Origin of the sequence: Brevibacillus sp. Leaf182, assembly GCF_001423865.2 — a bacterium.
In the GTDB taxonomy this organism is placed as follows: Bacteria; Bacillota; Bacilli; order Brevibacillales; family Brevibacillaceae; genus Brevibacillus; species Brevibacillus brevis_C.
Genome location: NZ_LMPN02000019.1, coordinates 178,595 through 204,566, shown reverse-complemented (window position 1 = coordinate 204,566; position 25,972 = coordinate 178,595). Strand labels below are relative to the sequence as shown.

23 protein-coding genes and 1 riboswitch are annotated in these 25,972 nt (G+C 49.0%); of the genes, 16 read left to right on the top strand and 7 right to left on the bottom strand.

What is annotated here, in order from left to right; translation table 11 throughout:
• Nucleotides 1–4 precede the first annotated feature (4 nt).
• The gene (locus ASG16_RS10040; protein ID WP_056494650.1) at nucleotides 5–1,318 is read left to right on the top strand and encodes a VWA domain-containing protein; all 1,314 of its coding nucleotides are present in this window, start codon (nucleotides 5–7) and stop codon (nucleotides 1,316–1,318) included.
• Between the two features lie 77 nt (nucleotides 1,319–1,395).
• On the opposite strand, the gene ASG16_RS10035 is transcribed toward ASG16_RS10040, so the two are convergent.
• A complete protein-coding gene (locus ASG16_RS10035; RefSeq protein WP_241970731.1) occupies nucleotides 1,396–1,965 on the bottom strand; it encodes a hypothetical protein in 570 nt (189 codons plus the stop codon).
• 207 nt (nucleotides 1,966–2,172) lie between these two features.
• Here ASG16_RS10035 and ASG16_RS10030 point away from each other — a divergent pair, with 207 nt between their 5' ends.
• Nucleotides 2,173–2,949, top strand: a complete 777-nt coding sequence (locus ASG16_RS10030) for a DUF169 domain-containing protein (protein ID WP_056494653.1) — start codon at nucleotides 2,173–2,175, stop codon at nucleotides 2,947–2,949.
• Here ASG16_RS10030 and ASG16_RS10025 read toward each other — a convergent pair.
• Together ASG16_RS10025 and ASG16_RS10020 are read right to left on the bottom strand one after the other, a co-directional pair.
• Nucleotides 2,946–3,467: a DinB family protein gene (locus tag ASG16_RS10025; RefSeq protein ID WP_056494656.1), complete on the bottom strand. Its 522-nt coding sequence runs from the start codon at nucleotides 3,465–3,467 to the stop codon at nucleotides 2,946–2,948. The two genes, ASG16_RS10030 and ASG16_RS10025, sit on opposite strands and share 4 nt — an antisense overlap.
• 65 nt (nucleotides 3,468–3,532) lie before the next feature.
• Nucleotides 3,533–4,480 (bottom strand): helix-turn-helix transcriptional regulator, encoded by a 948-nt coding sequence (locus ASG16_RS10020; RefSeq protein ID WP_056494659.1) that lies wholly within the window; start codon nucleotides 4,478–4,480, stop codon nucleotides 3,533–3,535.
• A gap of 144 nt (nucleotides 4,481–4,624) precedes the next feature.
• Here ASG16_RS10020 and ASG16_RS10015 point away from each other — a divergent pair, with 144 nt between their 5' ends.
• Genes ASG16_RS10015 through ASG16_RS09995 form a run of 5 tightly spaced genes read left to right on the top strand, consistent with a single transcriptional unit; the run spans nucleotide 4,625 to nucleotide 10,663 of the window.
• Nucleotides 4,625–5,506 (top strand): M15 family metallopeptidase, encoded by an 882-nt coding sequence (locus tag ASG16_RS10015; RefSeq protein ID WP_056494662.1) that lies wholly within the window; start codon nucleotides 4,625–4,627, stop codon nucleotides 5,504–5,506.
• A 5-nt stretch (nucleotides 5,507–5,511) separates the two neighbouring features.
• The gene (gene vanG, locus ASG16_RS10010; protein ID WP_056494665.1) at nucleotides 5,512–6,564 is read left to right on the top strand and encodes a D-alanine--D-serine ligase VanG; all 1,053 of its coding nucleotides are present in this window, start codon (nucleotides 5,512–5,514) and stop codon (nucleotides 6,562–6,564) included.
• Nucleotides 6,565–6,567: 3 nt separating this feature from the next.
• On the top strand, nucleotides 6,568–7,368 hold the full coding sequence (locus ASG16_RS10005; RefSeq protein ID WP_056494668.1) for a M15 family metallopeptidase: 801 nt from the start codon (nucleotides 6,568–6,570) through the stop codon (nucleotides 7,366–7,368).
• Nucleotides 7,352–9,505: a serine racemase VanT catalytic subunit gene (gene vanT / locus ASG16_RS10000; protein ID WP_056494671.1), complete on the top strand. Its 2,154-nt coding sequence runs from the start codon at nucleotides 7,352–7,354 to the stop codon at nucleotides 9,503–9,505. Before ASG16_RS10005 ends, vanT begins: the two co-directional genes overlap by 17 nt.
• A 42-nt stretch (nucleotides 9,506–9,547) precedes the next feature.
• A complete protein-coding gene (locus tag ASG16_RS09995) occupies nucleotides 9,548–10,663 on the top strand; it encodes a HAMP domain-containing sensor histidine kinase (protein WP_056494674.1) in 1,116 nt (371 codons plus the stop codon).
• Nucleotides 10,664–10,713: 50 nt separating this feature from the next.
• Here the strand turns inward: ASG16_RS09995 and ASG16_RS09990 are convergent, their stop codons facing one another.
• The 3 genes from ASG16_RS09990 to ASG16_RS09980 all read right to left on the bottom strand — a co-directional run bounded on the left by ASG16_RS09990 (nucleotide 10,714) and on the right by ASG16_RS09980 (nucleotide 14,924).
• A complete protein-coding gene (locus ASG16_RS09990; protein WP_056494677.1) occupies nucleotides 10,714–11,829 on the bottom strand; it encodes an aminopeptidase in 1,116 nt (371 codons plus the stop codon).
• Between the two features lie 95 nt (nucleotides 11,830–11,924).
• Entirely contained in the window at nucleotides 11,925–13,124 is a 1,200-nt protein-coding gene (locus ASG16_RS09985) for an iron-containing alcohol dehydrogenase (protein WP_056494680.1), read from the bottom strand.
• Nucleotides 13,125–13,217: 93 nt separating this feature from the next.
• Nucleotides 13,218–14,924: a methyl-accepting chemotaxis protein gene (locus ASG16_RS09980; protein WP_056494683.1), complete on the bottom strand. Its 1,707-nt coding sequence runs from the start codon at nucleotides 14,922–14,924 to the stop codon at nucleotides 13,218–13,220.
• A gap of 266 nt (nucleotides 14,925–15,190) precedes the next feature.
• Here ASG16_RS09980 and purC point away from each other — a divergent pair, with 266 nt between their 5' ends.
• From purC to purN, 7 genes are read left to right on the top strand one after another with little or no spacing between them, the layout of a single operon-like run.
• A complete protein-coding gene (purC, locus tag ASG16_RS09975; protein ID WP_056494686.1) occupies nucleotides 15,191–15,910 on the top strand; it encodes a phosphoribosylaminoimidazolesuccinocarboxamide synthase in 720 nt (239 codons plus the stop codon).
• Complete coding sequence (gene purS, locus ASG16_RS09970; RefSeq protein WP_007717324.1) at nucleotides 15,903–16,151, top strand: phosphoribosylformylglycinamidine synthase subunit PurS; 249 nt, start codon at nucleotides 15,903–15,905, stop codon at nucleotides 16,149–16,151. The genes purC and purS overlap by 8 nt, the downstream gene beginning before the upstream one ends.
• Before the next feature lie 4 nt (nucleotides 16,152–16,155).
• Nucleotides 16,156–16,848, top strand: a complete 693-nt coding sequence (gene purQ, locus ASG16_RS09965) for a phosphoribosylformylglycinamidine synthase subunit PurQ (protein WP_056494689.1) — start codon at nucleotides 16,156–16,158, stop codon at nucleotides 16,846–16,848.
• Nucleotides 16,829–19,072: a phosphoribosylformylglycinamidine synthase subunit PurL gene (purL, locus tag ASG16_RS09960; protein WP_056494692.1), complete on the top strand. Its 2,244-nt coding sequence runs from the start codon at nucleotides 16,829–16,831 to the stop codon at nucleotides 19,070–19,072. Before purQ ends, purL begins: the two co-directional genes overlap by 20 nt.
• On the top strand, nucleotides 19,057–20,475 hold the full coding sequence (gene purF, locus ASG16_RS09955) for an amidophosphoribosyltransferase (RefSeq protein WP_048031068.1): 1,419 nt from the start codon (nucleotides 19,057–19,059) through the stop codon (nucleotides 20,473–20,475). Before purL ends, purF begins: the two co-directional genes overlap by 16 nt.
• Before the next feature lie 56 nt (nucleotides 20,476–20,531).
• Complete coding sequence (gene purM / locus ASG16_RS09950) at nucleotides 20,532–21,572, top strand: phosphoribosylformylglycinamidine cyclo-ligase (protein ID WP_048031069.1); 1,041 nt, start codon at nucleotides 20,532–20,534, stop codon at nucleotides 21,570–21,572.
• A complete protein-coding gene (purN, locus tag ASG16_RS09945; RefSeq protein WP_056494695.1) occupies nucleotides 21,566–22,174 on the top strand; it encodes a phosphoribosylglycinamide formyltransferase in 609 nt (202 codons plus the stop codon). Before purM ends, purN begins: the two co-directional genes overlap by 7 nt.
• Before the next feature lie 60 nt (nucleotides 22,175–22,234).
• Here purN and ASG16_RS09940 read toward each other — a convergent pair whose 3' ends face one another.
• Nucleotides 22,235–23,170 carry a magnesium transporter CorA family protein gene (locus tag ASG16_RS09940; protein WP_056494698.1) on the bottom strand — a complete coding sequence of 312 codons (936 nt, stop codon included), beginning with the start codon at nucleotides 23,168–23,170 and terminating at the stop codon, nucleotides 22,235–22,237.
• Nucleotides 23,171–23,431: 261 nt separating this feature from the next.
• A riboswitch (M-box (ykoK) riboswitch) is annotated at nucleotides 23,432–23,599 on the bottom strand.
• A 193-nt stretch (nucleotides 23,600–23,792) separates the two neighbouring features.
• On the opposite strand from ASG16_RS09940, the gene ASG16_RS09935 reads away from it, so the two are divergent.
• On the top strand, nucleotides 23,793–24,170 hold the full coding sequence (locus tag ASG16_RS09935) for a hypothetical protein (protein WP_056494701.1): 378 nt from the start codon (nucleotides 23,793–23,795) through the stop codon (nucleotides 24,168–24,170).
• Nucleotides 24,171–24,351: 181 nt separating this feature from the next.
• Nucleotides 24,352–25,902, top strand: a complete 1,551-nt coding sequence (purH, locus tag ASG16_RS09930; RefSeq protein ID WP_056494704.1) for a bifunctional phosphoribosylaminoimidazolecarboxamide formyltransferase/IMP cyclohydrolase — start codon at nucleotides 24,352–24,354, stop codon at nucleotides 25,900–25,902.
• The last annotated feature ends 70 nt before the right edge of the window (nucleotides 25,903–25,972 follow it).

Genomic DNA, 25,972 nt, shown 5'->3' with positions numbered 1-25,972 from the left:
CCGAATGCGTAACACTAAAATGCGGATGTCGCTCTTGATCAACAGCATCATGATCATGCTGCTGCTTTCTGGCTGTTCACTGGGCGCAATAGGAGCGGGTACAGGGATCGGGCAAAATCAATGGCCGCAGACGACACAGGAATTGATTGCTTCACAGCCCGGGCCGCTTGCTGGCACACAATTTTTCCACGCAGCTTATCCGCATCGAGCGGAGATCGTACAGGTTTTGGATAAAATGCCTACCCTGGTCGACGGGATGAATGATGCTTACTTGGATTTGTACTGGAATCAGTTGCTCACTCTGTTTTCTGAGGATTACCTCAGTCCCCAAATGGTTGTAGACCGCTGGAGAATGGCTTCGTATGGCAGTCCTGACATCGAGGACGCCCGCTTTCAGTTTCGGGAGAATTTCAACGTAGAAATCATTCTGGATGCAAGCGGCAGCATGGCTGGAAAAATTGGGGACAAAACGAAAATGCAGCTCGCCAAGGAAGCGATTCAGGAATTCGCGGAAGCACTGCCTGAAGAGGCGAGAATCTCGTTGCGCGTGTATGGACATAAGGGCAGCAATGCGAATGAGCATAAACAGCTCTCCTGCGGCAGTAGCGAGATGGTCTATCCATTGCAAGCCTACGATGCGAAAGGTCTTGAGCAAGCACTTGGCATGTTTGAGCCGACGGGCTGGACATCCATTGCGCACTCCTTGCGTCTCGCTCAGGAAGATTTGGCGGGATTCGAAGCGGATAAAAATACGAATGTTATCTACCTGGTCAGTGACGGTATCGAGACGTGCGATGGCAACCCGGTGGCAGTAGCCAAGGAATTGTCCCAGTCCAAAATTATGCCGTTGTTGAACGTCATCGGCTTTGACGTGAATGCAGATGGGCAGAAGCAATTGAAGGAGATTGCTCACGCGTCAGAAGGTCTGTATGCAAATGTGACGAACCGCGAGCAGTTCAAGCAAGAGCTGGAACGCGCGAAAGAAATTGCCCAGAAGTGGGAGCAGTGGAAACGGGATGCTTTGACAGAAGCAGACGCTGTGTTGATCGACCGCAAAAAATGGGTGGATGCTTACGACCGGGACTGGTACGAGAAAAACTGGCGGGAGAGCCTGAACATAGGAATGGCGATCGAGCATTTGTCTGCGAATGGAAAGATTGGCAATGAAGCGAGGGAGTACCTTACTGGGAAAAGGCAAGAAAGAGAAGCGTTGGCTACAAAGTCCAAGGAGGAGCTTACCAATTACTTGGTGAGTCTCACAACCGAGACCTATCAGGAAATGAGAGAAGAAATTGAGGATAAATACAGCGGAAACTAACAGCAATGGGTTCCCCGTTACAAAAGCGATTGCAGTCGCAACGGAGAACCCACTGTAAATGTAAAGGGGTGGGAGCATCAATCATATGTGAACGTAACGACCTGTTGCAGGCCTGGGTCCACTCCGATTGCCACATCATTTAGGCCATCTGTGTAATAAAAGTAACGTTTGGCGTCATTGGAATGAGCGTCAGAAGCTTTCACCAATTGGAAGTCGTTCGTCGCAAGCAGGTTTTTCGAGCGGATGAAATCCGATGCCGTCTTTTCCAAATCTGCTTCTGTCATCGTTTTTGTCGCCATTTCTCCGTTTATTCCAATAACGTCAATCGACAGGGAAAGAATTTGCTTGGACTTCGGTTCTATGATGGCGTGAAAGCCATGGACATCGCCACTCACAGGTTCGCGTTTCAGTACAGCGTGAACAGGGACTCCTCTATATACCGAATTGGTTGGGTCCTCCAGCGTGATTTCCCGATCAGTCGTATCAACATCCATCTGATAATATTGTCTAACAGCGGCTGCAGCGATTTGCGCCGCTTCTTCTTTTCCGAGCCCATGTACTGTATCTGGTGAGCTGGAGGAGCATCCCATTAACAAAAAGACGAGAACCGCCGTACCCAGCCATGCGAACTTTTTCATTGTGAACATTATGAACCCTCCAGCCATCCCAAGTCATACATGTAGTCTTTTTTTATCCTAACAGGGATTGTTTCGACTCCCTATCGATTAACCTTTCCATTACCTTACGATGTTGTAAGCTTCGAGAAAAAGAGAGGGAGTGACAGGACTTTGGGAAAAAGAGACGAAAAATTCAGATCATAGGCAGTGTATGTGAAAAACGAGGGGGTAAATGGAATGAACGCTATCGAGCTGAATCAAGCGCTTCAAATGTATGTCAGGACCGAGACCTTTCCTGTAGGAGTTAGCATCCGAAAAGAAGAAGCCGCTCTGCCATCAAAGGCAAAGCGACCTGTCCGTGATCTGGGGTATCCGATTACTATTTGCCAAGCTGTCGGTTTTTCACGGCGTTATGGCTGGAGCATCGCGATGAATGGAGCCGATCTGTCCTGTCCGATCGCGCAGGTGGCTTTTGGCTATGAAGAGCAGCCGGCGTTTTATTCAGAGGGGCATCTCGCCTGTGGGATGTATACAGATTCATTGGAAAATGGGGCGAAAAGTGAGGAGGATGTCCCGAAATTTTCAGCAGAAGAAAGCGGCTACTACGTATCGTTTCCGCTGGAGCGGGCAGAAATTGAGCCAGATGTCGTGGTGATTTACGGCAATGCGGCTCAGGTCATGCGATTGGTGGCGGGGATGCTGTACAAGCGCGGTGGATCGATTCCGTCCACCTTTTCCAGTCGGGCCGACTGTGCGGACATCGCCATCAAGCCGATCCAGACGGGACAGCCGCAAGTGATCGTACCGTGTTATGGCGATAGATTGTTTGCCCAGACACAGGATCATGAGATGGCCTTCAGCTTTCATTTTCGCGATGCCGCCGAGCTGGTCGAGGGATTAGCGGGAACGCAAAAAGGCGGAATCCGCTACCCGATCCCGTCCTTCTTGCGTTATCAGGCAGAGTTTCCGCCGACCTATCAAAAGCTTGCAGGGATGTTTGGAGAAAAAAACTAACCCTTCAGTCGGTTGAGCTGGAGCAGGTGATGGCGATAGTGCATTTCTACGACAGCAAACCATTCCTTGGCCGTCAGCGAACCGAAGGCTGGGTGAGCCACCGTGTGATGCGCAGGAATTTCGTCCAGAGTCGGTTCCAGCTCTTTCATTTGTGCGAGCACGCTGATGAGTCCATCACGCAATTGCTCCTTGCTCTCCGGTTGTGCAGGTGTGTACTCCGGAGAGGCAGGGACTTTCACGCGGATGGGAGGCAAGGAGCCTTGAGCAAATATCGTCTGTCCGATCTCGGATTTTTCGGTACCTGCTTCTGTAACAGCCGGACCTCCTTGTCTACACTTCTCAAGACTTCCCAGTTGAAAATAGCGGGCAGTTTGGATCAAGTGAAGGTACATTTGACCGATCGACCATTCCTCTTCACTTGGTTTTTGCAGGAGTTGTTCCATGGTGAAGCCCTCTAATTCATCCAGGTAGTGGTTTGTCACGTCTTCAAATTTGTTCACGATTTCCTTTGTATTCATGGGCGAATCAGCTCCTCTTGGTTTTCTTGCTTTTATCATATTAGAACGCTCCTGACAGCAGTATGTCAGTAGCGTTCTAATAATTTTTGGGCTTCTTCGCGAATTCGGTTACGCAAGGATTCAGGCATAAGAACAACTGCATCTGCCCCCAACCCCAGTACCCAAGACAATATTTCTTCGATTTGTCTGACGCGCAATCTGACGAGAAAGCCGTCCGGATGCTCCGTAATCTCTTCGATAAAAAAATAGCCCGATTCTTTTACCCGATCAGCGATAGTTGGGCTGATTACGATCTGCACCTCCAAGTACCGATCGTCGAGAGGCTTGTAATCAGCAAAATGGAAATGGTCAGGGAGGAGAAAGCGGTCTTCCAATACAATCAGGCCGCTCATGCGGGACAGGCGGAATCGACGAATATCCTGTCGCAGATCACAATGTGCGAGCAGTATCCAAGAACCCCGAACCAGTACCAGACCATATGGAGCAACATCACGCACTGTTTCACGATCATCCCCCTCCCCGGGCGTACCCCTCCGATAGCGGAATCGTACCTTCCGTTCATTGATGATCGCATCGTGGAGGAGTTGTGCATGCGCTTTTTCCTGCTCGCGCAGATTGTTTGCTCGGGGGCTTACGAGGCGAAAGGTTGAGCGGATACGGCTGGCTTGTTCGCCTACATCCGCAGACAGGATCGCTTCTACTTTGCGCTGTACAGCTCTTGCGCTGTTGCCAAAGTTTTGGTCAAATGCTTGCTCGACCAAGTCTGCTCCGATCAAGAGTGCAACGGCTTCTTCTACAGAAAAGCTGACGGGCGGCAGAAAATACCCTTCCATTAACGAATATCCCTGACCCGGTGCCCCAACGATGGGGACGCCTGCTTCGCTCAATGCCTGCATATCACGATAAATCGTCCGGACGCTCGTCTCGAAGGTCGCGGCCAAATCTTCTGCGCGCAACGTACCTTTTCGCTGTAGTTCCAGAACGATCGCCAACAGACGGTCTGTTTTATTCATGCTAGGCTGCTGACCTCCTCTCTATCCAGCTAAGCAACTTTATAAAAATGATTGGACATCTTTAAAATTATTTTAGATTTACCCTACTTTTTATTTTAACAGTTTTCCCTATCCTACAAGTGTAAGTGAAGGAGGAAGCTGTGAATGAAAAAGAGGGTTTTTTGGCTTGTCATTTTATCGCTGTTTGGATATATCGTTTTTCAAAAAATTACAGAAGGACCACCTAATGTTGGCGGACATATCGAAACAGTGGGAGAGGCTACCGGTGTGGGTGTGGAGTATCAATCGATACAAATAACAAAAGATCAAATTTATCAGGGAGACCTTCTCTTGGTCAATAAAGACTATCCGGTTCATGAGGCAGGGGTAAAAAACGATGTGGTTCGGTTGTCTGAGCATGAAGAACTGTTGCAAGGCTATACTTTGCTCGATCATAGACTCGAAGTGTCGGAGCGTGTAGCCAAAGTATTCTTGGAGATGGTCAAAGCTGCGCAACAAGATGACGTGAGCCACTTTATCCTGAACAGCGGTTATCGAAGTATGGAAGAACAAGAGAAGCTGTATGAAGAAATGGGGCCTGCGATCGCGATGCCAAGCGGTTATAGCGAACACAATGTAGGTTCCGCGCTGGATATTGGATCGACGCAAATGAAAATGGAGCACGCCCCTGAAGGCAAGTGGCTGGAAGATCATTCGTGGAAATACGGTTTTATTTTGCGCTACCCGAAAGACAAGGTAGCCATTACAGGAACGGTATTCGAGCCTTGGCACTTCCGATATGTCGGTTTGCCGCATAGCGCGATCATGAAGGAGAATAACTTTTCGCTGGAAGAATACCTGGATTACCTAAGAGAAAAAAGAAGTATCTCCGTGACAAACGATGGGAAAATCTATGAAATTAACTACTATCCTGTCGATCAAGAGATGACGATCAAAGTACCGATTACGAGCAACTATGAGATTTCGGGTGACAACATGGGCGGCGTGATTGTGACAAGCTACGTCAACGAGGAACAGAAGGAGTGAATCTAATGAAGAAATTGACTGTCGCGATTTTGTTTGGGGGATGTTCTTCGGAGTATGAAGTATCCCTTAAATCGACGAGTTCGGTGCTGGAGAGTTTGTGTCTGGAAAAGTACGAGGTGATTTTGCTAGGAATTACAAGGGAAGGGCAATGGCTTCGTTATACCGGCAACATCGAAAGCATTCGGAATGACAGTTGGCATCAAAGTGAGTCGTGTGTGCCTGCCTTTCTCTCTCCTTGCAGAAAGGTGCGGGGAATCGTAACACAGGAGAACGGTGCCATGATGGTCACGAAGGTTGATGTGGTGTTCCCGATTTTGCATGGCAAAAACGGAGAGGATGGAACGGTGCAAGGGCTATTGGAGCTCTCCGGAATTCCTTTTGTCGGTTGTCACACGCTATCCTCTGCTATTTGTATGGACAAGGATATTGCCCACACGCTGGCGGAAAGCTCCGATATCAAAACGCCAAGATCCATTACCGTTTATCCAAATACTGATCTGGCAACTATTCAATCTGCCACCGAAGCACTGGGATTCCCTTTGTATGTCAAACCGGCTAAGGCAGGGTCTTCGATTGGGATTACGAAAGCATACAGCCCATCGGAATTGGTTTTCGGGATAGAAAACGCCCTGCTGCATGATGACAAAGTAGTCATCGAGGAAAACATCGTGGGATTTGAGGTAGGCTGCGCGGTTCTAGGAAATCGTGAGGTCATTGTCGGGGAAGTGGATGAGATCGAATTGCTCCAAGGCTTCTTCAATTATACAGAAAAGTATTCATTGGAAACTGCCCATATCCATGTCCCAGCAAGAATTGACGACGAACTCGCTCATAAAATCAAGCAAACAGCCACCCATCTCTATCAGGTTTTTGGCTGTCGTGGCTTCGCTCGCGTGGATATGTTTGTCACACCGGACGGAGATATTGTGTTTAACGAAGTGAATACGATACCCGGCTTTACCTCGAAGAGCAGGTATCCAAGCATGCTGCGTGCTGCGGGGATTTCCTATAAAGAGCTTCTGGATACATTGATTATGCTAGCGTTGGAGGAGGACTAATCGATGACACAACCTCACGTCTCGACGATTTCTTTGAACAGCGACAATCTGCATCACGGCCATCTGGTTTTGGTGAATCGTCAGTACCCGATCCGCTGGCAAACAGACGACGGTATCCTGCTGAACCGTATGCGGCTGATTGACGGAGCACACAACAATATGATGCTGGAAAACACGGCTGCGAAGATGTTTGCCAAACTGCTGAAAGCCTGTAACGCAGAGCATACAATTGTGCCTGTCAGTGGCTTTCGCAGCAAGGCGGAACAAAAGGATATTTATGATCAATCCCTGCTCGAAAATGGACAGGTATTTACCAGTCAATATGTAGCGCGCCCGAATGAAAGTGAGCATCAGACAGGGCTTGCGATAGATGTAGGGGAAAAGAAGGAGGAGATCGATTTTATTTGCCCTTCTTTTCCCGATCATGGCGTATGTCGAATGTTTCGCCAACGCGCCAGTCAATATGGGTTTATCAAACGCTACGACAAAGACAAGGAGCAGTTGACAGGGATTTCGGATGAGCCTTGGCATTTTCGATATGTGGGCTATCCGCATGCTGTTTTGATGGAAAAGCTTCAGCTTTGTCTGGAAGAGTATATCGAGTATGTGAAAAACTACGAATTCCATCAGGAGCATTTGCTAGTGGATGATAAGAGCATGGAAATCTACTATGTAAAGGCTACTGATACAGTTACGCACATCCCGATTGTGACTGGTGAGAGCTACGAAATATCGGGCAACAACGTGGATGGCTTTATCATTACGGTGTTTCATCAGGAGGCACGTAATGAACGCGGGGAGTGAAAAGCAGTATGGCGGGCTAGATCGATTTCGAATCATGGCAGCGATCCTTGTCATCGCAATCCATACTTCTCCCCTGCTGTCCATAAGTGAATGGGCTGACTTTACACTGACACGAACAATAGCCAGGGTTGCGGTTCCGTTTTTCTTTATGTGCACAGGATTCTTCTTCTTGCAAAAGCTTGGCACAGATCGCCACAGAAATGCGTCTATGCTGAAGCAGTTTTTATGGAAGGTAGGGAAGCTTTATTTGCTTTCGATTCTTCTCTATCTTCCCGTGAATGTATACGCAGGGTATTTCACGGATCAATTTACCGTATTTTCAGCAGTGAAGGACCTCTTGTTTAACGGGACCTTGTATCATCTGTGGTATTTCCCTGGAATCATGCTGGGGGTGTGTATCAGCACTTTTTTGTATACAAGACTATCCGCATGGAATACGTTTTGGGTGACTTTGCTGTTGTATGGCATCGGGCTATTGGGAGACAGCTACTTTGGATTTGCACAGATGAATCCGTATGTGGACAGTATCTACCAATCGATGTTTACCCTGTTTGATTACACGCGGAACGGTATATTTTTTGCCCCTGTGTTTATTGTCATGGGAGGGATGATTGCCAATACCCGCAGACGGAAAAAGAAAAAGGTCGTACCGTATGCTATCGGACTTGGATTGTTCGGAAGCATGCTGGTAATGGAAGGTTTGCTTTTGCACGCTTATCAACTGCAACGCCATGACAGTATGTACATTTTGTTGATACCGTGCATGTATTTTCTCTTTCAACTTCTGTTGTTCGGGAAAGGCAGAAATCGCCCAACCTTACGAAAGCTGAGCCTGTATGTGTATGTCATTCATCCGCTGTGTATTGTGCTCATTCGCGCAGCGGCCAAAGTAACGGGACTGACACCGTTGCTTGTTGAAAACAGCTTGGTGCATTTTACGCTGGTCACGGTACTGTCGTTTGTTCTTTCTGTGATGGCGATGAAGGTGATCCAGCGCATGCGAGGGAAGAAACCGGATCAAACCGGGCGAGCATGGGCTGATATCCATCTTCCTCATCTCCAACATAATGTAAGGGAAATTCAGCGGGTTCTCCCGAAGGATTGTGCAGTGATGGCAGTCGTAAAGGCGCAGGCATATGGCCACGGCGGTTGGCAAATCGCGAGGTTCTTAAACAAGCTCGGGATTGATCACTTCGCAGTTGCCACAATCGACGAAGGAATCGAGCTAAGGAAGAAGGGCGTAAAAGGGGAGATTCTGGTGCTTGGCTATACCGATGAACGACGGATACGCCAAATTGCCCGTTTCCGATTGACGCAAACCGTAGTAGATGACGAATATGCCCAAAAACTCAATGGCTACAACGTGAAAATCTCTGTTCATATCAAGATCGATACGGGGATGGGAAGGCTCGGGGAATCTTGGGACCACACGGAAAAAATTGCGGCCATGTATCGATATAAAAATTTGCAGGTATGCGGTACCTTTACGCATCTGAGTGTGGCTGACAGTTTGGAAGCTTCGGATATCGAATACACGAAAAATCAAATCACCCGTTTCCAGAAAGGGATCGAACAGTTGAAAGAAATGGGGATCGATCCACAGAAGCTGCACGTTCAAAGCAGTTACGGCGTGCTGAATTACGGGGAGCTGCAATACGATTATGCTCGGATTGGGATTGCTCTCTACGGAATGTTGAGCAAGCAGGGAGACAAGGTAAAAACAAGTGTCGACCTACGACCTGTGTTATCACTGAAAGCAAGAGTTGTGCAGGTGAAACAAGTGGAAAAAGGAGCATCCGTGGGCTATGGACGTGCCCACACAGCACAGAAAGACAGTAAGATCGCAATCGTATCCATTGGATATGCAGATGGGGTTCCGCGCATGCTGTCACATGCGGGCGCTACCTGCTTGATCAAAGGAAAAAGGATACCGATTATTGGCTTTGTCTGCATGGATCAGCTTATCGTAGATATTACAGATATAGAAGAGGTGCAAAGAGGGGATGTTGTGACCTTTATCGGCAGAGATCAAGAAGAGGGTATCACTGCCGAGGAAATGGCCCAACCGTGTAAAACCATTACGAACGAGCTGGTAAGCCATTTGGGAGAACGTGTCACAAGAATCTATCATGATTGAGCCCTGGACGAAAACGAGTATAGGGAGTGGTTCATTTTTTCTATGGTGAAGAGGAGACATAGTTTTCGTTCCAAAATGCTTGGGCTTCTTGGGCTTGGCATGCTTCTGGCCGGTATCGTAACCTTTTTGCTCTATAAAGTACTCCAGTTTTACTATCGGATGGAGGTTAAGTACGAAGATCCGCTCGCCCAGGTTCGCCGTTTCATCAAGGAGATGGGGGATATCAATTTCTTTTTGCTTGTCTTTGTTCCCATTGCGATCTTGTATTTCTATCTCCTGACCAAACGGTATGCGGGCTACTTTCGGGAGATTTCCACGGGCATTCATTATCTCGCCAGTGGAGACTTTACACGGCATGTCCATATTCCATCCAATGATGAGTTCGCAGATATTGCCAAGGACATCAATCTGGCAAGTGAAATGCTGCAAAAGGCGGTAGAAAGAGGAGATTTCGCCGAAAGCAGCAAGGATCAGCTTGTTTTGAATCTCGCGCATGATTTGCGTACACCACTGACATCTGTACTGGGTTATTTAGATTTAGTTTTACGAAACGAGCAGATGTCACAAGAACAAATGCGGCATTATGCGACGATTGCTTTTACCAAGTCACAACGATTGGAAAAGCTGATTGATGAGCTCTTCGAAATTACGAGAATGAATTACGGCATGGTTACCATCGAGCAAAAGGTCATTGATTTGAGCGAATTGCTTGTCCAGTTAAATGAAGAAATGTATCCTTCCTTTGAGAAAAATGAACTGGTCGCGCGGTGTACGATTGCAGCTCATTTAGTGATCGTGGGAGATGGGGAGCTGTTGGCGCGCGTATTTGAGAATATCCTGACTAACGCGATACGCTACGGGGGAGATGGTCAGTTTATCGATTTGAACGCTTATCGTGAGGGAGATGAAGTGGTTGTACAAATCATGAATTATGGTGACCAGATACCCGAAGAGGCGCTTCCGCATATTTTTGAAATGTTTTTTACGGGCGACAAAGCGCGAACGCATCAAGGGGGAGGCACAGGACTTGGCTTGTTTATTGCCAAAAATATCGTCGAGAAGCATCGGGGAACGATTTTTGTTCAAAGTGATTTGATTCGTACATGTTTTGAGGTCAGGTTGCCAAACGGAAGCAGGGGCTATCCAGAAAGTCAGTGAGTACGACTTTCTAGATAGCCCCTTTGCTAGTACGGCTTGATAGATTTCGTTTAAATCAAATTCTCCGGATTCAAGCCTTCCAGCTCTGGCAAAACAAAGCGCCCGTCTTTTCTGATCAGCACATCGTCAAACCAGATTTCGCCGCCGCCGTATTCAGGGCGTTGGATTTGGACCAAGTCCCAGTGAATGGAGGAGCGGTTGCCGTTGTCTGCTACTGTGTAAGCATTCCCTGGCGTGAAGTGGAAGCTGCCCGCGATTTTTTCGTCAAACAGGATATCCAGCATTGGGTGGAGGATGTGCGGGTTGAAGCCGATCGCGAATTCTCCGATATAGCGTGCGCCCTCGTCCGTGTCGAGGATATCGTTCAATGCTTTGGTATTGGAGCTTGTCGCTTCCACGATCTTGCCTTCTTTGAAAGTGAACTGAACATCATTGAAGGTAATGCCATTGTAGATCGATGCCGCGTTGTAGAAAATCGTTCCTTCTACGGAATCGCGCACAGGAGCGGTGTATACTTCGCCATCCGGGATATTGCGTTTGCCGTCGCACTTGATGGCATTGATTCCTTTAATGGAGAAGCGCAGGTCCGTTTTTGGACCGACGATGCGTACACGATCAGTGCGTTCCATCAGCTCTTTCAACGGAGTCATGGCAGCGGACATTTTGGCGTAGTCCAGATTGCAGACGGAGAAGTAGAAATCCTCAAAGCCCTCGAGACTCATTTTGGACAGTTGCGCCATCGACTTGTTCGGGTAGCGCAGTACAACCCAGCGTTTGTTCGGAACGCGCTCGTTCGTATGTACAGGTTGATACAGGACGCGAGCGTAAATGCCCATTTTGTCTTCCGGTACGTCGGCATACTCGTTGATGTTGTCGTAGGCGCGGATAGCAATGTAAGCGTCCATGTCCTTCATCCGGTCATACTCGTATTTTGCCATCAGGGACATGTGTTCTTCGCTCGTGCCTTGATAGAGTGCACGCATGACTTCCTGGTCTTTCAAGGTGACCAAAGGCAGAGCCCCAACTGCAAATGATTCACGCACAAGTGCACGAACGAGTTCAGGTTGCAGGCCTGTATTTTCGATTAGAACTTTTTCGCCTTTTTGCAAATGAAGCGAGTAACGGACGAGACGGCTTGCCAGTTCATTAATGCGTGGATCTGCCATAGGTGGTAACCTCCGTAGTAAAATAATTTTGATTAATGATTAATTTGTATTATTACATAACTGAACGAGGGCTCGCCAGTGTGTTTGATGCTCAATTACAGGCAAGCCTCGTAGATCGCGATGACATCGGCTTCATTCAATTTTCGTGAGCTAGGCAGATACCCGATTCCACGTCCGCCGATGCGAACCGCTTCTTCCGCCATTTGCGCCAGCGATTGTTTGGTCACGCCGAAGTCAGACAGACGCTCTGTGATTCCCATGCGCTCATACCAACGGCGAACGGCTTCAATCGTTGCTCGTGCTGCTTCGCCCTCGTCCTCCACAGTAACGCCAAAGCAATGACGTCCCATACGGGCTAGTCTCTCGGGACGATCTTGCAATATCACTTGTTCGAAATATGGAAGGGACAGGATCGCCAGTCCGCGACCGTGAGCCATATCGTAGATTCCGCTCAGCGGATGTTCAACTCCGTGCAACGGCATGCCAGCACTACGACCGCCAGCAGCGAATGGACTGATGCCCAGCGTACTCGCCCACAAAAGGGTTGATCGTGCTTCTGCGTTGTCTGGTTGCTGGATCGCTGTGATGGAGTGCTCGACGACGAGACGAATGAGTGTTTCGGAAATCCCGTCCTGAACGTGGGTACCTTCCGCGCTGATCAAATAGTTTTCAAACAGATGAGAAAAGATATCGGCGCAAGATTCCGCTGTGACGCGAGCCGGAACGGTAAAGGTGATAGACGGGTCAAGAATAGCAATCTTCGGGTAAAGTGCGGGACCGTTGATCGAAGATTTTTCATGCGTGTCCCAATGAGTCAGGACGCTGATATGGTTGGCTTCCGAACCTGTAGCGGCTACTGTCGGGACGGTCATGATCGGCAGTGCTTCCTGAACAGGTACCAGCCATTGACCAGAGCCACTCGGATTTCCCCGCATGTAATCATAAATCGGGCGTCCAGAAACGGCTGCTGCCGCAATCGCTTTGGAGGCATCCATCACGGAGCCGCCACCGATAGCGAGGATGAAGTCACACTGTTGCTCACGAGCAAGAGCAGCTCCGGCATCAACCGTTGCCGTACGCGGATTCGGTTCGATTTTGTCAAAAACAAGATACGCCACTTGAGCTTCCTGCAACAGAGCCTTGGCGCGGTCCAAAAGTCCTGTACGTTTTGCCGCATTGCCGCCTGTGACAAGCAATGCTTTTTGGCCCATCGATTTTGCTTCTCGGCCCAAACGCTCCAGTTCGCCTATGCCAAAGTAAATCTTGGTAGGAAAAGACACTTCAAATGGAAACATCTGAAATTCCTTCTTTCACGTATTGGTTGTACCACTGACAATTTTATCATAAACAAAAGAAAAGAGCCTGCCCGAGGGGAAGGCTCTGCTCGTTCATGCAACACGAAAGCGATCACTGATTTCTTGTAACCGCTCAGATAAGGATAGAAGCTCTGTAGCCAGTTGACGTGATTTTTCAATGGAAGTGAGCTGTTCGCGCGAGGCGACCAGCATTTCTTCTGTGCTGCTTTTGGTCTCTTGGGAAATGGCAACAAACGCATCCAATGCCATGTCTACCGTGTGCAAGCCTTCGGTTATGTCGGATAACCCCTCGTTGGCTATATGCAGCTCTCCCGTTGTCTGATCGACAGCTTGTCGAAGCTCAAGAAAAGCAGAGGCAGCATCTGAGAGCTTTTGCAGGCTTTGCTGAAGCTGTTCGGATGCCTGTGAGGTTTCGGAGGAAATCGCATAGGTTTGTTCCTGAACAGCGTCCATCAGCCGCGTGATTTCTAATGTGGCATTTTCCGACTCATTGGCAAGCTTGGCTACCTCGCTGGCCACGACTGCAAATCCACGCCCGTATTCTCCAGCGCGGGCCGCTTCAATACTCGCATTTAAAGCGAGAAGCTTGGTTTGCTTCGCCACGTTTTGGATCAGATGAACAACATCTCCAATGGATTCTGTTTGTCGACGCAGTTCAGTCATGCGGGTGTCGACCTGTGCGTACGTGTGGGAGAAGCGGTTGATCATCGTGTTCAAATCATCGATACGATCTTGTCCATTATGGGTGACTGTCTGCATCTTTTTACCCGCTTCAATCACAGAGAAAATACGCGCGAACAGTCCGTCCATCGATTGCTTGATGTGCTGAAAGGAGGCACTGGCACCATCTGTTGAGGCAGCCGTTTGCTCGACGCCTTGGTTGACTGTATCGAGACGCAACGACAGCATCGACGAACGATCCCCTGCTTCATCGGCTGTTTGTCTGATGGCGATGCCGCCTTTGTTCAGTTCTTCAATCATGAGTTGGATCTCGGCAATAATCTCACACATTTGCTCGATCATGTGATTGAAGCTGTTTGAAATCCCGCGAATCTCTGGACCCTCGTTTTGCAGAAGGGAACGATGAGTGAGATCGCCCGAGCTGACCTGTTGCATGGCCATAATCAACGTCTGAAAAGGCGCGGTTATCCCCTTTACAACCAGCAAGCAAAGCAACAAAGAAAGGACCAGACTAGCGAGAATGGTCACCACGATAATTTTGGTTATCTCGTGAAGAGGACCTAGATAGGACTCCTGCAAAACGTCTATGACATATATGTAGTTCTCCTCAGGAGAATGCGTAAAGGCCAGTGTATGTATGTGACCATCGACAGGGACATGAATCACGCCGAATCGCTCCGCTTCCATCCGTATCGCGATATCTTGCGGGATTTCAATAGCGCCCTTTGTCACTTTTTCAATGGGATGAAAGGCTCCATTTTTGACCAGATATTGCTGAAGTATCAAGCCTTCCTGAGACAGATTGCTTTCCTGCTGTTGCAATTCGTATTGAAGGCGCTTTTGGTAGGCTTGATCGTCGCTAGCGAAAGTAAACTTCAAAAGCGATATTTTTTCGGTAGTCTTGTCCGTTTCTGAGTCAAGGCGGGACTCCATTTGCGAAATCATCGCCTTTTTTGCCTGGGTGTAAAAGGTCCAGCCAATCATGCCAGAAGAAATGAGCAGGATGCATAGCAGTGGGATCGTCAGCTTGGTACGGAGCCGCACTTGCCTGTGTAAGCGAGATAAGGGAGTGAGTAAATGGCGAAAGATAGCGTGCATCTCCAGTTGCCTCCTGATAAGTGGATGGTCGAAAAGTCCCGAGACTAAGGACTATTGTAATCAGGAGATGTAAAGCCAGTATGGAGAACATGTAAACGAATGTTAACATATATAGTTCGGAAAACATGCAGTAAATCCCGAACGTTTGTCGAAGTCTATTCCAGCATTTTTCGTTGATAAATGCGTATGATTGTGTTTTAATGTAGTTGAAACGTTCGTGAATTAACCGAAACTCAACCTTTTTGACTGGGAAGGTGACTCCTACGGTGGAAAAACAGGAACAACTCTACGAAGGTAAGGCAAAACGTATTTATCGGACATCTTTGCCTGATCAGTACTGGGTAGAGTACAAAGACGACGCAACAGCATTCAATGGAGAGAAACGGGCGCAAATCACCGGAAAAGGTGAGCTGAACAACCGCATTACGGCAATCTTTTTCACCATGCTGAAGGAGCGGGGCATCGACAACCATTTTGTCCGTCTGCTGTCCGCCACAGAGCAAGTTGTTCGCAAAGTGGAGATTATCCCTTTGGAGGTAGTCGTTCGCAATATCGCAGCAGGCTCATTGGCCAAGCGTCTTGGCATGGAAGAAGGGACTGTGCTCCCGCAGCCCGTTGTCGAGTTTTACTACAAGGATGACGCACTGGGAGATCCATTGGTGAATGCCTCCCATATCAAAGTGTTGGGGATTGCCAGCGAGAGTGACCAAGCGACATTGGAGCGCATGGGTCTTGCTGTAAACGAGGTCCTCGTGCCTTATCTGCGCGACCGCAACATTACCTTGGTCGATTTCAAACTGGAATTCGGAAAAACAGCGGATGGGGAGATTCTCCTCGCCGATGAAATATCCCCGGATACATGCCGTTTCTGGGACTCGGTAACAAATGAAAAGCTCGACAAAGACCGCTTCCGCCGCGATTTGGGCAATGTGGAGGAAGCTTACAAAGAAATGCTTACGAGACTAGGAGGAGACGTACATGTTTAAAGCTGTTGTTTATGTAACATTGCGCGAGAGTGTTTTGGACCCGCAAGGACACGCTGTAAAAGGTGCTCTGCACACTTTGGGTTTTGATGAAGTAAACAATGCGCGCATCGGGAAGTACATGGAGCTGGAATTGAACACTTCTGACCGTGCGCAAGCAGAAGAACGTGTACGTGAAATGTGCGAAAAGCTGCTGGCCAATACGGTGGTAGAAGACTATCGCTTTGATATCGTGGAGGGCTAAGGATATGCGAGTAGCCGTTATTGTCTTTCCAGGCTCGAATGCCGACATTGATTTGTTTAACGCAGTTGAAGACGTAATGGGAGTGCCTGTGGATTACGTATGGCATTCCGATACCGATCTTTCCAAATATGATGCGATTCTCTTGCCAGGTGGATTCTCTTATGGAGATTATCTGCGCTGTGGTGCGGTCGCTCGTTTTTCACCCGTCATGGAGCAAGTGGTGAAAGCAGCAGAAGAAGGCAAGCTGATCATGGGAATCTGCAACGGCTTCCAGATCCTGACCGAAGTGGGGCTGTTGCCAGGAGCACTCTTGCGCAACCGTTCACTGAAATTCCGTTGCAAGCTGTCCGAATTGCGTGTAGAAAACAGCAATACCTCCTTTACCCGTGATTTCGCGGCAGGGGAAGTCATCCAAATTCCGATCGCGCATGGCGAAGGAAACTACTACTGTGATGAAGAAACGCTGGCGAAGCTTAAAGCGAATAATCAGATTGTTTTCCGCTATCATGGCGAGAATCCGAATGGTTCACTGGAAGACATCGCGGGTATTTGCAATGAACGTGGAAACGTACTTGGCATGATGCCTCACCCGGAGCGTGCCGTCCACTCTTGGATGACTTCCGATGACGGACGCCGCATGTTTACCTCGATCCTGAAGACTTGGAGGGAGCAGAACAGTGTCACAACTCACGCATAAAGAACCGACAGCCGAACAAATTGCCGATCAAAAACTATATAAAGAAATCGGTCTGACTGACGAAGAATATCAGCGTGTCGTAGAAATTCTCGGCCGCAAGCCGAACTGGACGGAGACAGGTCTGTACAGCGTCATGTGGTCGGAGCACTGCTCCTACAAAAATTCCAAGCCTGTCCTGCGTCGTTTCCCGACAAAAGGACCTCGCGTTTTGCAAGGACCAGGGGAAGGTGCAGGTATCGTCGACATCGGAGACAATCAGGCGGTTGTTTTCAAAATCGAAAGCCATAATCACCCATCTGCAATCGAGCCGTACCAAGGGGCTGCGACGGGTGTGGGCGGTATCATCCGTGACGTATTCTCGATGGGCGCGCGTCCGATTGCGCTGCTCAACTCGCTTCGATTCGGGGAGCTCAAGTCTCCTCGCGTCAAATATTTGTTTGAAAATGTAGTAGCTGGTATTGCAGGCTACGGGAACTGCATCGGGATTCCGACTGTGGGTGGCGAAGTGAATTTCGACCCTACGTATGAAGGGAATCCGCTTGTCAACGCGATGTGTGTCGGCTTGATCGACCACGAGAAGATTCAAAAAGGGGTAGCGTCCGGTATCGGCAACCCTGTTATCTACGTTGGTTCTAGCACAGGGCGCGACGGTATTCACGGGGCGACCTTCGCATCTGAGGAGCTCACGGAAGAGTCGGAGAAAAAACGCCCGGCGGTACAAGTTGGCGATCCATTCATGGAAAAGCTCCTGCTGGAAGCGTGCCTGGAGCTGATCGACACGGGTATCGTCGTCGGGATTCAGGACATGGGAGCGGCTGGCTTGACGAGCTCCAGCTCCGAGATGGCATCCAAGGCAGGGAACGGAATCGAGATGAATCTGGACCTGGTGCCACAGCGTGAAGCTGGCATGTCTGCATACGAAATGATGCTGTCTGAGTCTCAGGAGCGCATGCTCGTCGTCGTGGAAAAAGGTAAAGAGGCAGAAGCGATTGCGATTTTTGACAAATGGGGTCTGGCGTCCGCTGTCGTGGGCAAAGTAACCGAAGACAGCAAGCTGCGTTTGTTGCACCAAGGTGAGGTAGTAGCAGAAGTACCAGTAGACAGCTTGGCAGACGACGCACCTGTGTACCATCGTCCATCTGCGGTGCCTGCTTACTACGAAGCAAATGCGAATGTAGATGTGTTGGCAGCCATCCAAGAACCGAAAGATCTGAATGTTACGCTGAAAAGCTTGCTGGCTCAGCCAACAGTGGCGAATAAAGCGTGGGTATACGAGCAATACGATCACATCGTGCGTGCAAACACAGCAGTAAAGCCTGGTTCTGACGCTGCTGTTGTCATGGTGCGCGGTACTCGCAAGGCCCTTGCCATGAGTACGGATTGCAATGGTCGCTATGTATACCTCGATCCGAAAGTGGGCGGTGCCATTGCGGTTGCAGAATCTGCGCGCAACGTTGTCTGCTCCGGTGCAGAGCCGTTGGCGATTACGGACTGCTTGAACTTCGGAAGCCCGGAAAAGCCTGAGGTGTTCTGGCAATTTGAAAAATCGTGCGAGGGCATGAGCGAAGCGTGCGTAGCACTCGATGCTCCGGTCATCGGCGGAAACGTATCTTTTTACAATGAACGCAGCGGTGACGCGATCTATCCAACTCCAACGGTGGGAATGGTCGGCTTGATCACTGATGTTGACCATATTACGACCCAGGAATTCAAAAATGAAGGCGACGCGATCATCCTATTGGGCGAAACCTTCGCTGAACTGGGCGGCAGTGAGTATCAAAAGATGGCTACGGGCAGCATTTCCGGACGTCCTCCACAAATCGATCTGACTAAAGAAGCGGCTGTGCAAAAGCTGGTTCTCACAGCGATTCGCCAAGGTCTGGTGAACTCCGCACACGATCTGTCCGAAGGTGGTCTGGGTGTCGCATTGGCTGAATCTTGCTTTGGCAAAGGCTTCGGTGCGCAGGTGGCTCTTGCGTCTGAGCTGCGTGCTGACGTGCTCTTGTTCAGTGAATCTCAATCTCGCATCTTGCTCAGTGCTTCTGGGGAGCAAGCGGCGGCGATTCTCGCATTGGCAGGTGAACATGGCGTACCTGCTGAAAACATCGGTACGGTCGGCGGCGATCGTCTGGTAGTGAACGTGAACGGTACAGAAGCGATCAACGCTTCGACTCAAGAGGTGAAAGCAGCCTGGAAGGATGCGATTCCATGTTTGATCGGCTAATCTGGGACAAATTGAACGAAGAATGCGGCGTCTTTGGCATCTACAACCACAAAGAAGCATCCCAATTGACCTATCTGGGTCTGCATGCCCTTCAGCATCGCGGTCAGGAGAGCGCAGGTATCTGCGCCTCTGACGGTGAGAAATGGTATAAGCACCGCGGAATGGGTCTCGTGTCAGAGGCTTTTGGCAAGGGTGATCTGGAGAAGTTCAGCGGTCATATCGCGATTGGTCATACTCGTTATACGACTGCTGGTTCGAGCAAAATTGAAAATGCCCAACCGTTGTTCTTCCGTTACGCACAAGGCAGCATGGCTGTTGCTCACAACGGGAATCTCGTGAATGCCGCCGTGCTTAGAAAAGAGCTGGAAGCAAAAGGATCTATTTTCCAGACGACGAGTGACACAGAAGTGATCGCACATCTGATCGCCCGCTCTGAGTGCAAGGATTTGCCGGGAGCGGTAAAGGACGCCCTGCAATATATCAAGGGAGCGTATGCGCTTCTCGTCATGAACGAAAACCAACTCGTGATCGCCCTCGATCCGAATGGCTTGCGTCCGCTGTCATTGGGACGACTCGGAGATGCGATCACTGTCGCATCTGAGACCTGTGCATTCGATATTATCGGCGCGCAATATTGGCGTGACGTGCAACCAGGTGAGCTGATCGTCATCGACAAGGATGGCATTACGGAAAGCAAGTTTACCGAAACAACACAGCGTTCGATTTGTACGTTTGAATACATTTATTTTGCTAGACCAGACAGTGACATCGACGGAATCAACGTCCACATGGCGCGCAAACGTCTGGGCAAGCAACTGGCATTGGAATCCGCGATTGATGCTGATGTCGTCACAGGTGTACCGGATTCGAGTATCTCTGCTGCTATCGGATTTGCGGAAGCGACGGGAATTCCGTACGAAATCGGCTTGATCAAAAACCGCTATGTCGGACGTACCTTCATTCAGCCGAGTCAGGAGCTGCGTGAGCGTGCTGTCTATCTCAAGCTGTCTGCGGTTCGCAAGGTAGTGGAAGGCAAGCGTGTTGTCATGATTGACGACTCCATTGTTCGCGGTACGACGAGTAATCGGATCGTCCGCATGCTGCGTGAGGCTGGTGCAAAGGAAGTACATGTGCGCATCAGCTCTCCGCCTGTTATGAATTCTTGTTTTTACGGCATCGACACCTCGTCGCGTGAGGAACTGATTGCAGCGACCAAATCCGTTGAGGAAATTCGTCAAATCATTGAGGCTGATTCGCTCTCATTCTTGTCTGTTGAAGGAATGATCGATGCAATTGGCCGCACGGATTCGGCTCCCAATAGAGGACACTGCCTCGCATGCTTTAACGGAGAATATCCGACAGAGATTGAGTTCGAAGAAGCGCTACCTGCGCTCAAATGCTAACCGTGCTACTTATGAACAACCGCTAATATAAGCACCTCTTGCTAGGGGGAGAAACGATGAGTGAAGCATATAAACAAGCTGGCGTAGACATCGATGCGGGCAACGAAGCCGTCGAACGCATGAAAAAGCACGTCAAACGAACATTCCGCCCGGAAGTTATGACGGATTTGGGCGGGTTCGGAGCGCTGTTTCGCCTGGATACCAAAAAATACGAGAAACCGATTCTCGTTTCCGGCACAGATGGGGTAGGAACCAAGCTGAAGCTCGCTTTCGCCATGGACAAACACGATACAATCGGCATCGATGCTGTCGCGATGTGCGTCAATGACGTAGTGGTTCAAGGGGCAGAGCCGCTCTTTTTCCTCGATTATCTGGCAGTAGACAAGGTCATTCCGGAAAAAATCGAAGCGATTGTCAAAGGGATCGCAGAAGGCTGCTCCCAGTCCGGCTGCTCGCTGATTGGCGGGGAGACTGCCGAGATGCCTGGCATGTACGCAGAAGGCGAATACGACATCGCAGGATTTACCGTAGGTGTCGTGGACGAGAGCAAAATGATTACGGGAGCTTCTGTGGCGGCAGGCGATGTACTGATCGGGCTGGCTTCCAGCGGCGTGCACAGCAACGGTTTCTCGCTCGTTCGCAAGGTTCTTTTGGCAGACAAAGGTATGTCCCTGCATGATCATGTTGATGGATTGGGCAAAAAGCTCGGCGAAGAGCTACTGACACCGACCCGCATTTACGTGAAGCAAGTGTTATCCGTTCTTGAGTCACATGAAGTGAAAGCTCTGGCGCACATCACAGGCGGCGGCTTTACTGAAAACATTCCGCGCGTGCTTCCAGAAGGAATGCAAGCTGTAATCAACGTTGGTTCCTGGCCTGTACTGCCGATCTTCGAGCTGGTACAAGAGGCGGGTAACATCTCTTACCCGGATATGTACAAAACGTTCAACATGGGTATTGGCATGATGCTTGTCGTGAAGCCGGAAGACGCAGTGAGTGTGATGGAAAAGCTGCAAGAGCTGGGAGAACAGGCGTATTTGATCGGACATATTCAAGCGGGAGAGCGCAAAGTCGTATACAACGGGGTGGAATGGTGAGAAAGCTGGCCATTTTCGCCTCAGGCAGCGGCTCCAACTTTGAAGCGATCGTGCAGGCTGTACAGGACGGTAGGCTCACAGGCGTAGAAGTTGCCTTGCTCGTGTGCGACAAGCCCGGCGCCAAGGTTTTGGAACGGGCAGAGCGTTTAGGGATCGACGCCTTTGTTTTTCAACCGAAGGAGTATGCAGACAAGGCTGCTTTTGAGCAGGAAATAGTGGCGCAGCTCCAAAAACGCGATATATCGCTGGTTGTGCTGGCAGGCTACATGCGTTTGGTGGGCGACACTCTTTTGTCTCACTACGAAGGAAAAATCATCAATCTGCATCCGTCGCTTTTGCCTGCTTTCCCAGGAAAAGATGCGATTGGTCAGGCACTCGCTTACGGGGTAAAGATAACGGGGGTAACGGTACATCTGGTTGATGCTGGTCTGGATACAGGGCCGATCATTGCCCAGATTCCTGTAGCGGTGCAAGATGCAGATACGGCTGAGACTTTGGCGGCTCGCATTCATGCCGTGGAGCATGAGCTTTTGGTGAAGGTCATTGGCTATTTAGCAGAAGAGAGAGTGAAGCTGGAAGGAAGGCTTGTCCAGCTGACGTAAATCGAGAGATCAAAAAGAAACCGACATCCTTTTCTGATGTCGGTTTTTTGGTCATTCATTTTAAAAATACTTCTTTCTCCAAAACAGGAGGGCTGTTACGGACGTAATGGCGGTGGACATGATCATAATGATCGTGAATGCGTGCGGATGATCCTGAAAAGGAAGCGGGACGTTCATCCCGTAAAAGGTGCCGATCACCATAGGTAAGGTGATGACAATCGTGATGGCGGTCAACAGCTTCAATACGCGATTCAGATTGTTGGAGATGACGGAGCCAAAGCCGTTCATGATGTTCCCTAAAATGGCAGTATAAATTTCCGTCATTTTGATGGCCTGCTTGGTTTCGATTTTGACTTCTTCCAGCAGTTCCTTATCTTCTTCGTACATTTTCAAATAACTGCCGCTCCGAAGCAGGGAGATCAACAGACTGTTCGTTTCCAGGGACGTCGAAAAATAAACGAGGCCCTTCTGCAATTCAAGCAAGGTAAGCAGTTCATTGTTTTTCGTCGATTGTCGCAACGATTTTTCCAACGTTTCTGTCTGCTTGTTGATTTTTTTCAAGTAATGCAAATAATCATGCGACGTATTCGATAAAATTTGCAGGACGAACCTGTTTCGCATATGCGTGTGAAAGCTTTTCACTTTCCCTTGGACGAACTCATTCATGACAGCCGTTTCTACCAGGCAAACGGTTAAGATATAATCTTCCATCACCATGATTCCCAGCGGAACCGTCGTATAGTTGTCCTTCGTCCCTTCCTTCGTGGAGATGGGGATGTCCACGTAGAGCATTACGCGGTTTCCTTCTTTGTCGATCCGACCTATTTCTTCGTCATCAAGGGCATCCTGCAAAAAATGAAGGTCAATCGACAACTCCCTGACGACATGTTGCTTTTCTTGCTCAGAAGGATCGGTCAGATGAATCCAGCAGCCTTTTTCAATTTGATGCAGTTCTTCTATTTTTCCCATGGCATTCGTTTTGTAAATGTTCAACATGGTTTTCTCATCCTTTCACAAATCAGGATCGGAGGGATACGACCATGTTGCGCAAGCATGTCTACATATAGATACTTACATACACTCGTCCCATAAAAAGGGACAATGTCAAATAAGGTATGGGGAACATGCCGCAGCGCCACAAGGCCGGAAAATTCTCCGTACACAATCTTGATTGCAGTTATTTATTCCGCAACTTGGACTACTGTCCATAAAAACGTTCCCCCCTTTCGAAAATAAAAACCCTCTAGCGGGAATCTAGAGGGCCCCCTACCAGAGCTTTGGCACTATACAACGTAAAGGAAACATTCCTTAGCCACCTTAAGAAAAGCCTTAGTTCGGCAGTTCCTGTTCTACCCATTGGCATCTTTCGATATTTCCGGGCAGTGGCTTATGTTTGTATAGGAGCCTCACCTAACGAGGATGAATGATTGACTTTGCCAATCACGTTTTCTCGTCCTACCACTATGTTATTCATGTCCTTTCAGACGGTGTCGGCTTCTAACTATGACCGTCTCCCCCTTTTTACTGTTACTCTTCCTCCGCGAATCATGACAAACCAAATCAACTCTGGTGACATACAGTAACAGAGAAGGATATTCCCACAAAGGGAGGGGCCGACTTGAGCGGAGATTTTGTTTCGAACTTGCTCGATAAGCTAAGCCAAAAAACAGGGCGGCAATGGACGCTTAACGATATTATGAAGCTAGCGGAAAAAATGCCGAAGGGTGGAGCCAATGTAGATGCGCTGCTGGATGAGCTGGGCAACATGGGATTCGAAGTTCCAGAGGAGACGAAGGAGCGCGTCAGGGATCGTGTAAAGGACGGCCAATCCATCTCCATGGAAGAGTTAGGTAACTTAATGCCCAAAGAAGTAAAGGCGAAAAGCCGCAAGTCGAAGAAGCCGATCAAGCCAATCAGGGCGACTGCCAAAAGCAAATCAGTCTCACTGTCAGACCGCATCAAAAAGCTGTCAGGCAAAAGCAAGAAAAAACGATAACTTCATCAAAACAAATGCAGGTGTGTGCAGTCGCAAGTGCCGAACAGGCATGGGCGGCTGCGTTTGTTTTCCTGACGAAGTTGTTGATAATAGCGTACAATTATTTTATAATATATAAGTATTGTTCGTGTTTTGGTCAATAGTTACTCATGTTTTCACTAAAATTCAGGAGGTTCTATCCGTGAGTGTGAAAAAAGCGTTGATCAGCGTTTCTGACAAGACAGGATTGATTCCGTTTGCCCGTCGATTGGTAGCCGCCGGGGTACAGATCATTTCTACCGGGGGTACGGCTTCTCTCTTAAAAGCAGAGGGAGTTCCCGTCATTGGCATTTCTGAAGTGACTGGATTTCCAGAAATTTTGGACGGTCGCGTCAAAACGTTGCATCCCAATATCCACAGCGGCCTCTTGGCTGTAAGGGACAGTGAAGCACATGTGCAGCAACTAAAAGACCTTGGGATTGAAACCATTGATCTGGTTGTCGTGAACCTTTATCCTTTCAAGGAAACGATAGCAAAGCCAGACGTGACATATGAAGATGCTATTGAGAACATTGATATTGGTGGACCAACGATGCTGCGTTCTGCTGCGAAAAATCACGCGTTCGTCAGTGTAGTGGTCGATGCAGCCGATTATGAAAAAGTAGCAGAAGAAATTGAAGCAAATGGCGATACTACGCTAGAAACCCGTCGCAAGCTGGCTGCAAAAGTTTTCCGTCATACTGCTGCCTATGATGCCTTGATCTCTCGCTATTTGAGTGAGCAGGTAGGCGAACTGTTGCCTGAGAGCTACACGGTGACTTACGAGAAAGCACAGGATTTACGCTATGGGGAAAATCCACATCAACGTGCGGCATTTTACCGTGAGCCGTTATCGGATCAGTTGAGCATCGGGAATGCGAGTCAACTACAAGGAAAAGAGCTTTCCTATAACAATATCAATGACGCAGATGCAGCATTGGCGATTGTACGTGAATTCGCTGAACCTGCTGTCGTTGCGATCAAGCACTCCAACCCATGTGGAGTAGGGATCGGCACTGATATTCGCGCCGCTTACCAAAAAGCGTACGAAGCAGACCCTGTGTCTATTTTCGGTGGGATCGTGGCAGCAAACCGCCCGATTGACCGTGATACTGCACTCGCGATGAAAGAGATTTTCTTGGAAATTATCATCGCACCAGACTTCACCGAAGAGGCGTTGGCTGTTCTGGCTGAGAAAAAGAACCTGCGTCTTTTGCGTATTCCTGCGCTGAATGAACCAGCCAAAAAAGTGGACAATCTGTTCCGCGTGGCTCCGGTTGCAGGCGGGGCGCTCATTCAAGACTTCGACTACAAGCAGCTCGAAGAAAGCGAGATTCAAGTGGTTACAGACCGAAAGCCTTCGGAAGAGGAACTGGCACAGTTGAAATTCGCCTGGAAGGTCGTCAAGCACGTCAAATCGAATGCGATTCTCTTGGCAAAAGACAATATGACCATCGGCGTGGGTGCAGGCCAGATGAACCGCGTTGGGGCAGCGAAAATCGCCATCGAGCAAGCTGGTGCATTGGCAAGTGGCGCGGTTATGGCTTCGGATGCATTTTTCCCGATGGGAGATACCGTGGAAGCGGCAGCCAAAGCAGGGATTACTGCTATCATCCAGCCAGGCGGCTCCATTCGCGACCAAGAATCGATTGATGCTTGTAACCGAGCGGGCATTGCGATGATCTTTACCGGCACTCGTCATTTCAAGCACTAAAAGAGGCTATTCGGGAGTAACGTTCGCTTTTTTAAACACGTACTAAAGAGTGGATCACCTCTCACACAGG

What these genes read in the sequence shown, in the direction of transcription:
- ASG16_RS10040 (WP_056494650.1), top strand. Translation starts at nt 5, where the DNA reads ATGCGTAACACTAAAATGCGGATGTCGCTCTTGATCAACAGCATCATG.
- ASG16_RS10035 (WP_241970731.1), bottom strand. Translation starts at nt 1,965, where the DNA reads ATGTTCACAATGAAAAAGTTCGCATGGCTGGGTACGGCGGTTCTCGTC.
- ASG16_RS10030 (WP_056494653.1), top strand. Translation starts at nt 2,173, where the DNA reads ATGAACGCTATCGAGCTGAATCAAGCGCTTCAAATGTATGTCAGGACC.
- ASG16_RS10025 (WP_056494656.1), bottom strand. Translation starts at nt 3,467, where the DNA reads ATGAATACAAAGGAAATCGTGAACAAATTTGAAGACGTGACAAACCAC.
- ASG16_RS10020 (WP_056494659.1), bottom strand. Translation starts at nt 4,480, where the DNA reads ATGAATAAAACAGACCGTCTGTTGGCGATCGTTCTGGAACTACAGCGA.
- ASG16_RS10015 (WP_056494662.1), top strand. Translation starts at nt 4,625, where the DNA reads ATGAAAAAGAGGGTTTTTTGGCTTGTCATTTTATCGCTGTTTGGATAT.
- vanG (WP_056494665.1), top strand. Translation starts at nt 5,512, where the DNA reads ATGAAGAAATTGACTGTCGCGATTTTGTTTGGGGGATGTTCTTCGGAG.
- ASG16_RS10005 (WP_056494668.1), top strand. Translation starts at nt 6,568, where the DNA reads ATGACACAACCTCACGTCTCGACGATTTCTTTGAACAGCGACAATCTG.
- vanT (WP_056494671.1), top strand. Translation starts at nt 7,352, where the DNA reads ATGAACGCGGGGAGTGAAAAGCAGTATGGCGGGCTAGATCGATTTCGA.
- ASG16_RS09995 (WP_056494674.1), top strand. Translation starts at nt 9,548, where the DNA reads ATGGTGAAGAGGAGACATAGTTTTCGTTCCAAAATGCTTGGGCTTCTT.
- ASG16_RS09990 (WP_056494677.1), bottom strand. Translation starts at nt 11,829, where the DNA reads ATGGCAGATCCACGCATTAATGAACTGGCAAGCCGTCTCGTCCGTTAC.
- ASG16_RS09985 (WP_056494680.1), bottom strand. Translation starts at nt 13,124, where the DNA reads ATGTTTCCATTTGAAGTGTCTTTTCCTACCAAGATTTACTTTGGCATA.
- ASG16_RS09980 (WP_056494683.1), bottom strand. Translation starts at nt 14,924, where the DNA reads ATGCACGCTATCTTTCGCCATTTACTCACTCCCTTATCTCGCTTACAC.
- purS (WP_007717324.1), top strand. Translation starts at nt 15,903, where the DNA reads ATGTTTAAAGCTGTTGTTTATGTAACATTGCGCGAGAGTGTTTTGGAC.
- purQ (WP_056494689.1), top strand. Translation starts at nt 16,156, where the DNA reads ATGCGAGTAGCCGTTATTGTCTTTCCAGGCTCGAATGCCGACATTGAT.
- purF (WP_048031068.1), top strand. Translation starts at nt 19,057, where the DNA reads ATGTTTGATCGGCTAATCTGGGACAAATTGAACGAAGAATGCGGCGTC.
- purM (WP_048031069.1), top strand. Translation starts at nt 20,532, where the DNA reads ATGAGTGAAGCATATAAACAAGCTGGCGTAGACATCGATGCGGGCAAC.
- purN (WP_056494695.1), top strand. Translation starts at nt 21,566, where the DNA reads ATGGTGAGAAAGCTGGCCATTTTCGCCTCAGGCAGCGGCTCCAACTTT.
- ASG16_RS09940 (WP_056494698.1), bottom strand. Translation starts at nt 23,170, where the DNA reads ATGTTGAACATTTACAAAACGAATGCCATGGGAAAAATAGAAGAACTG.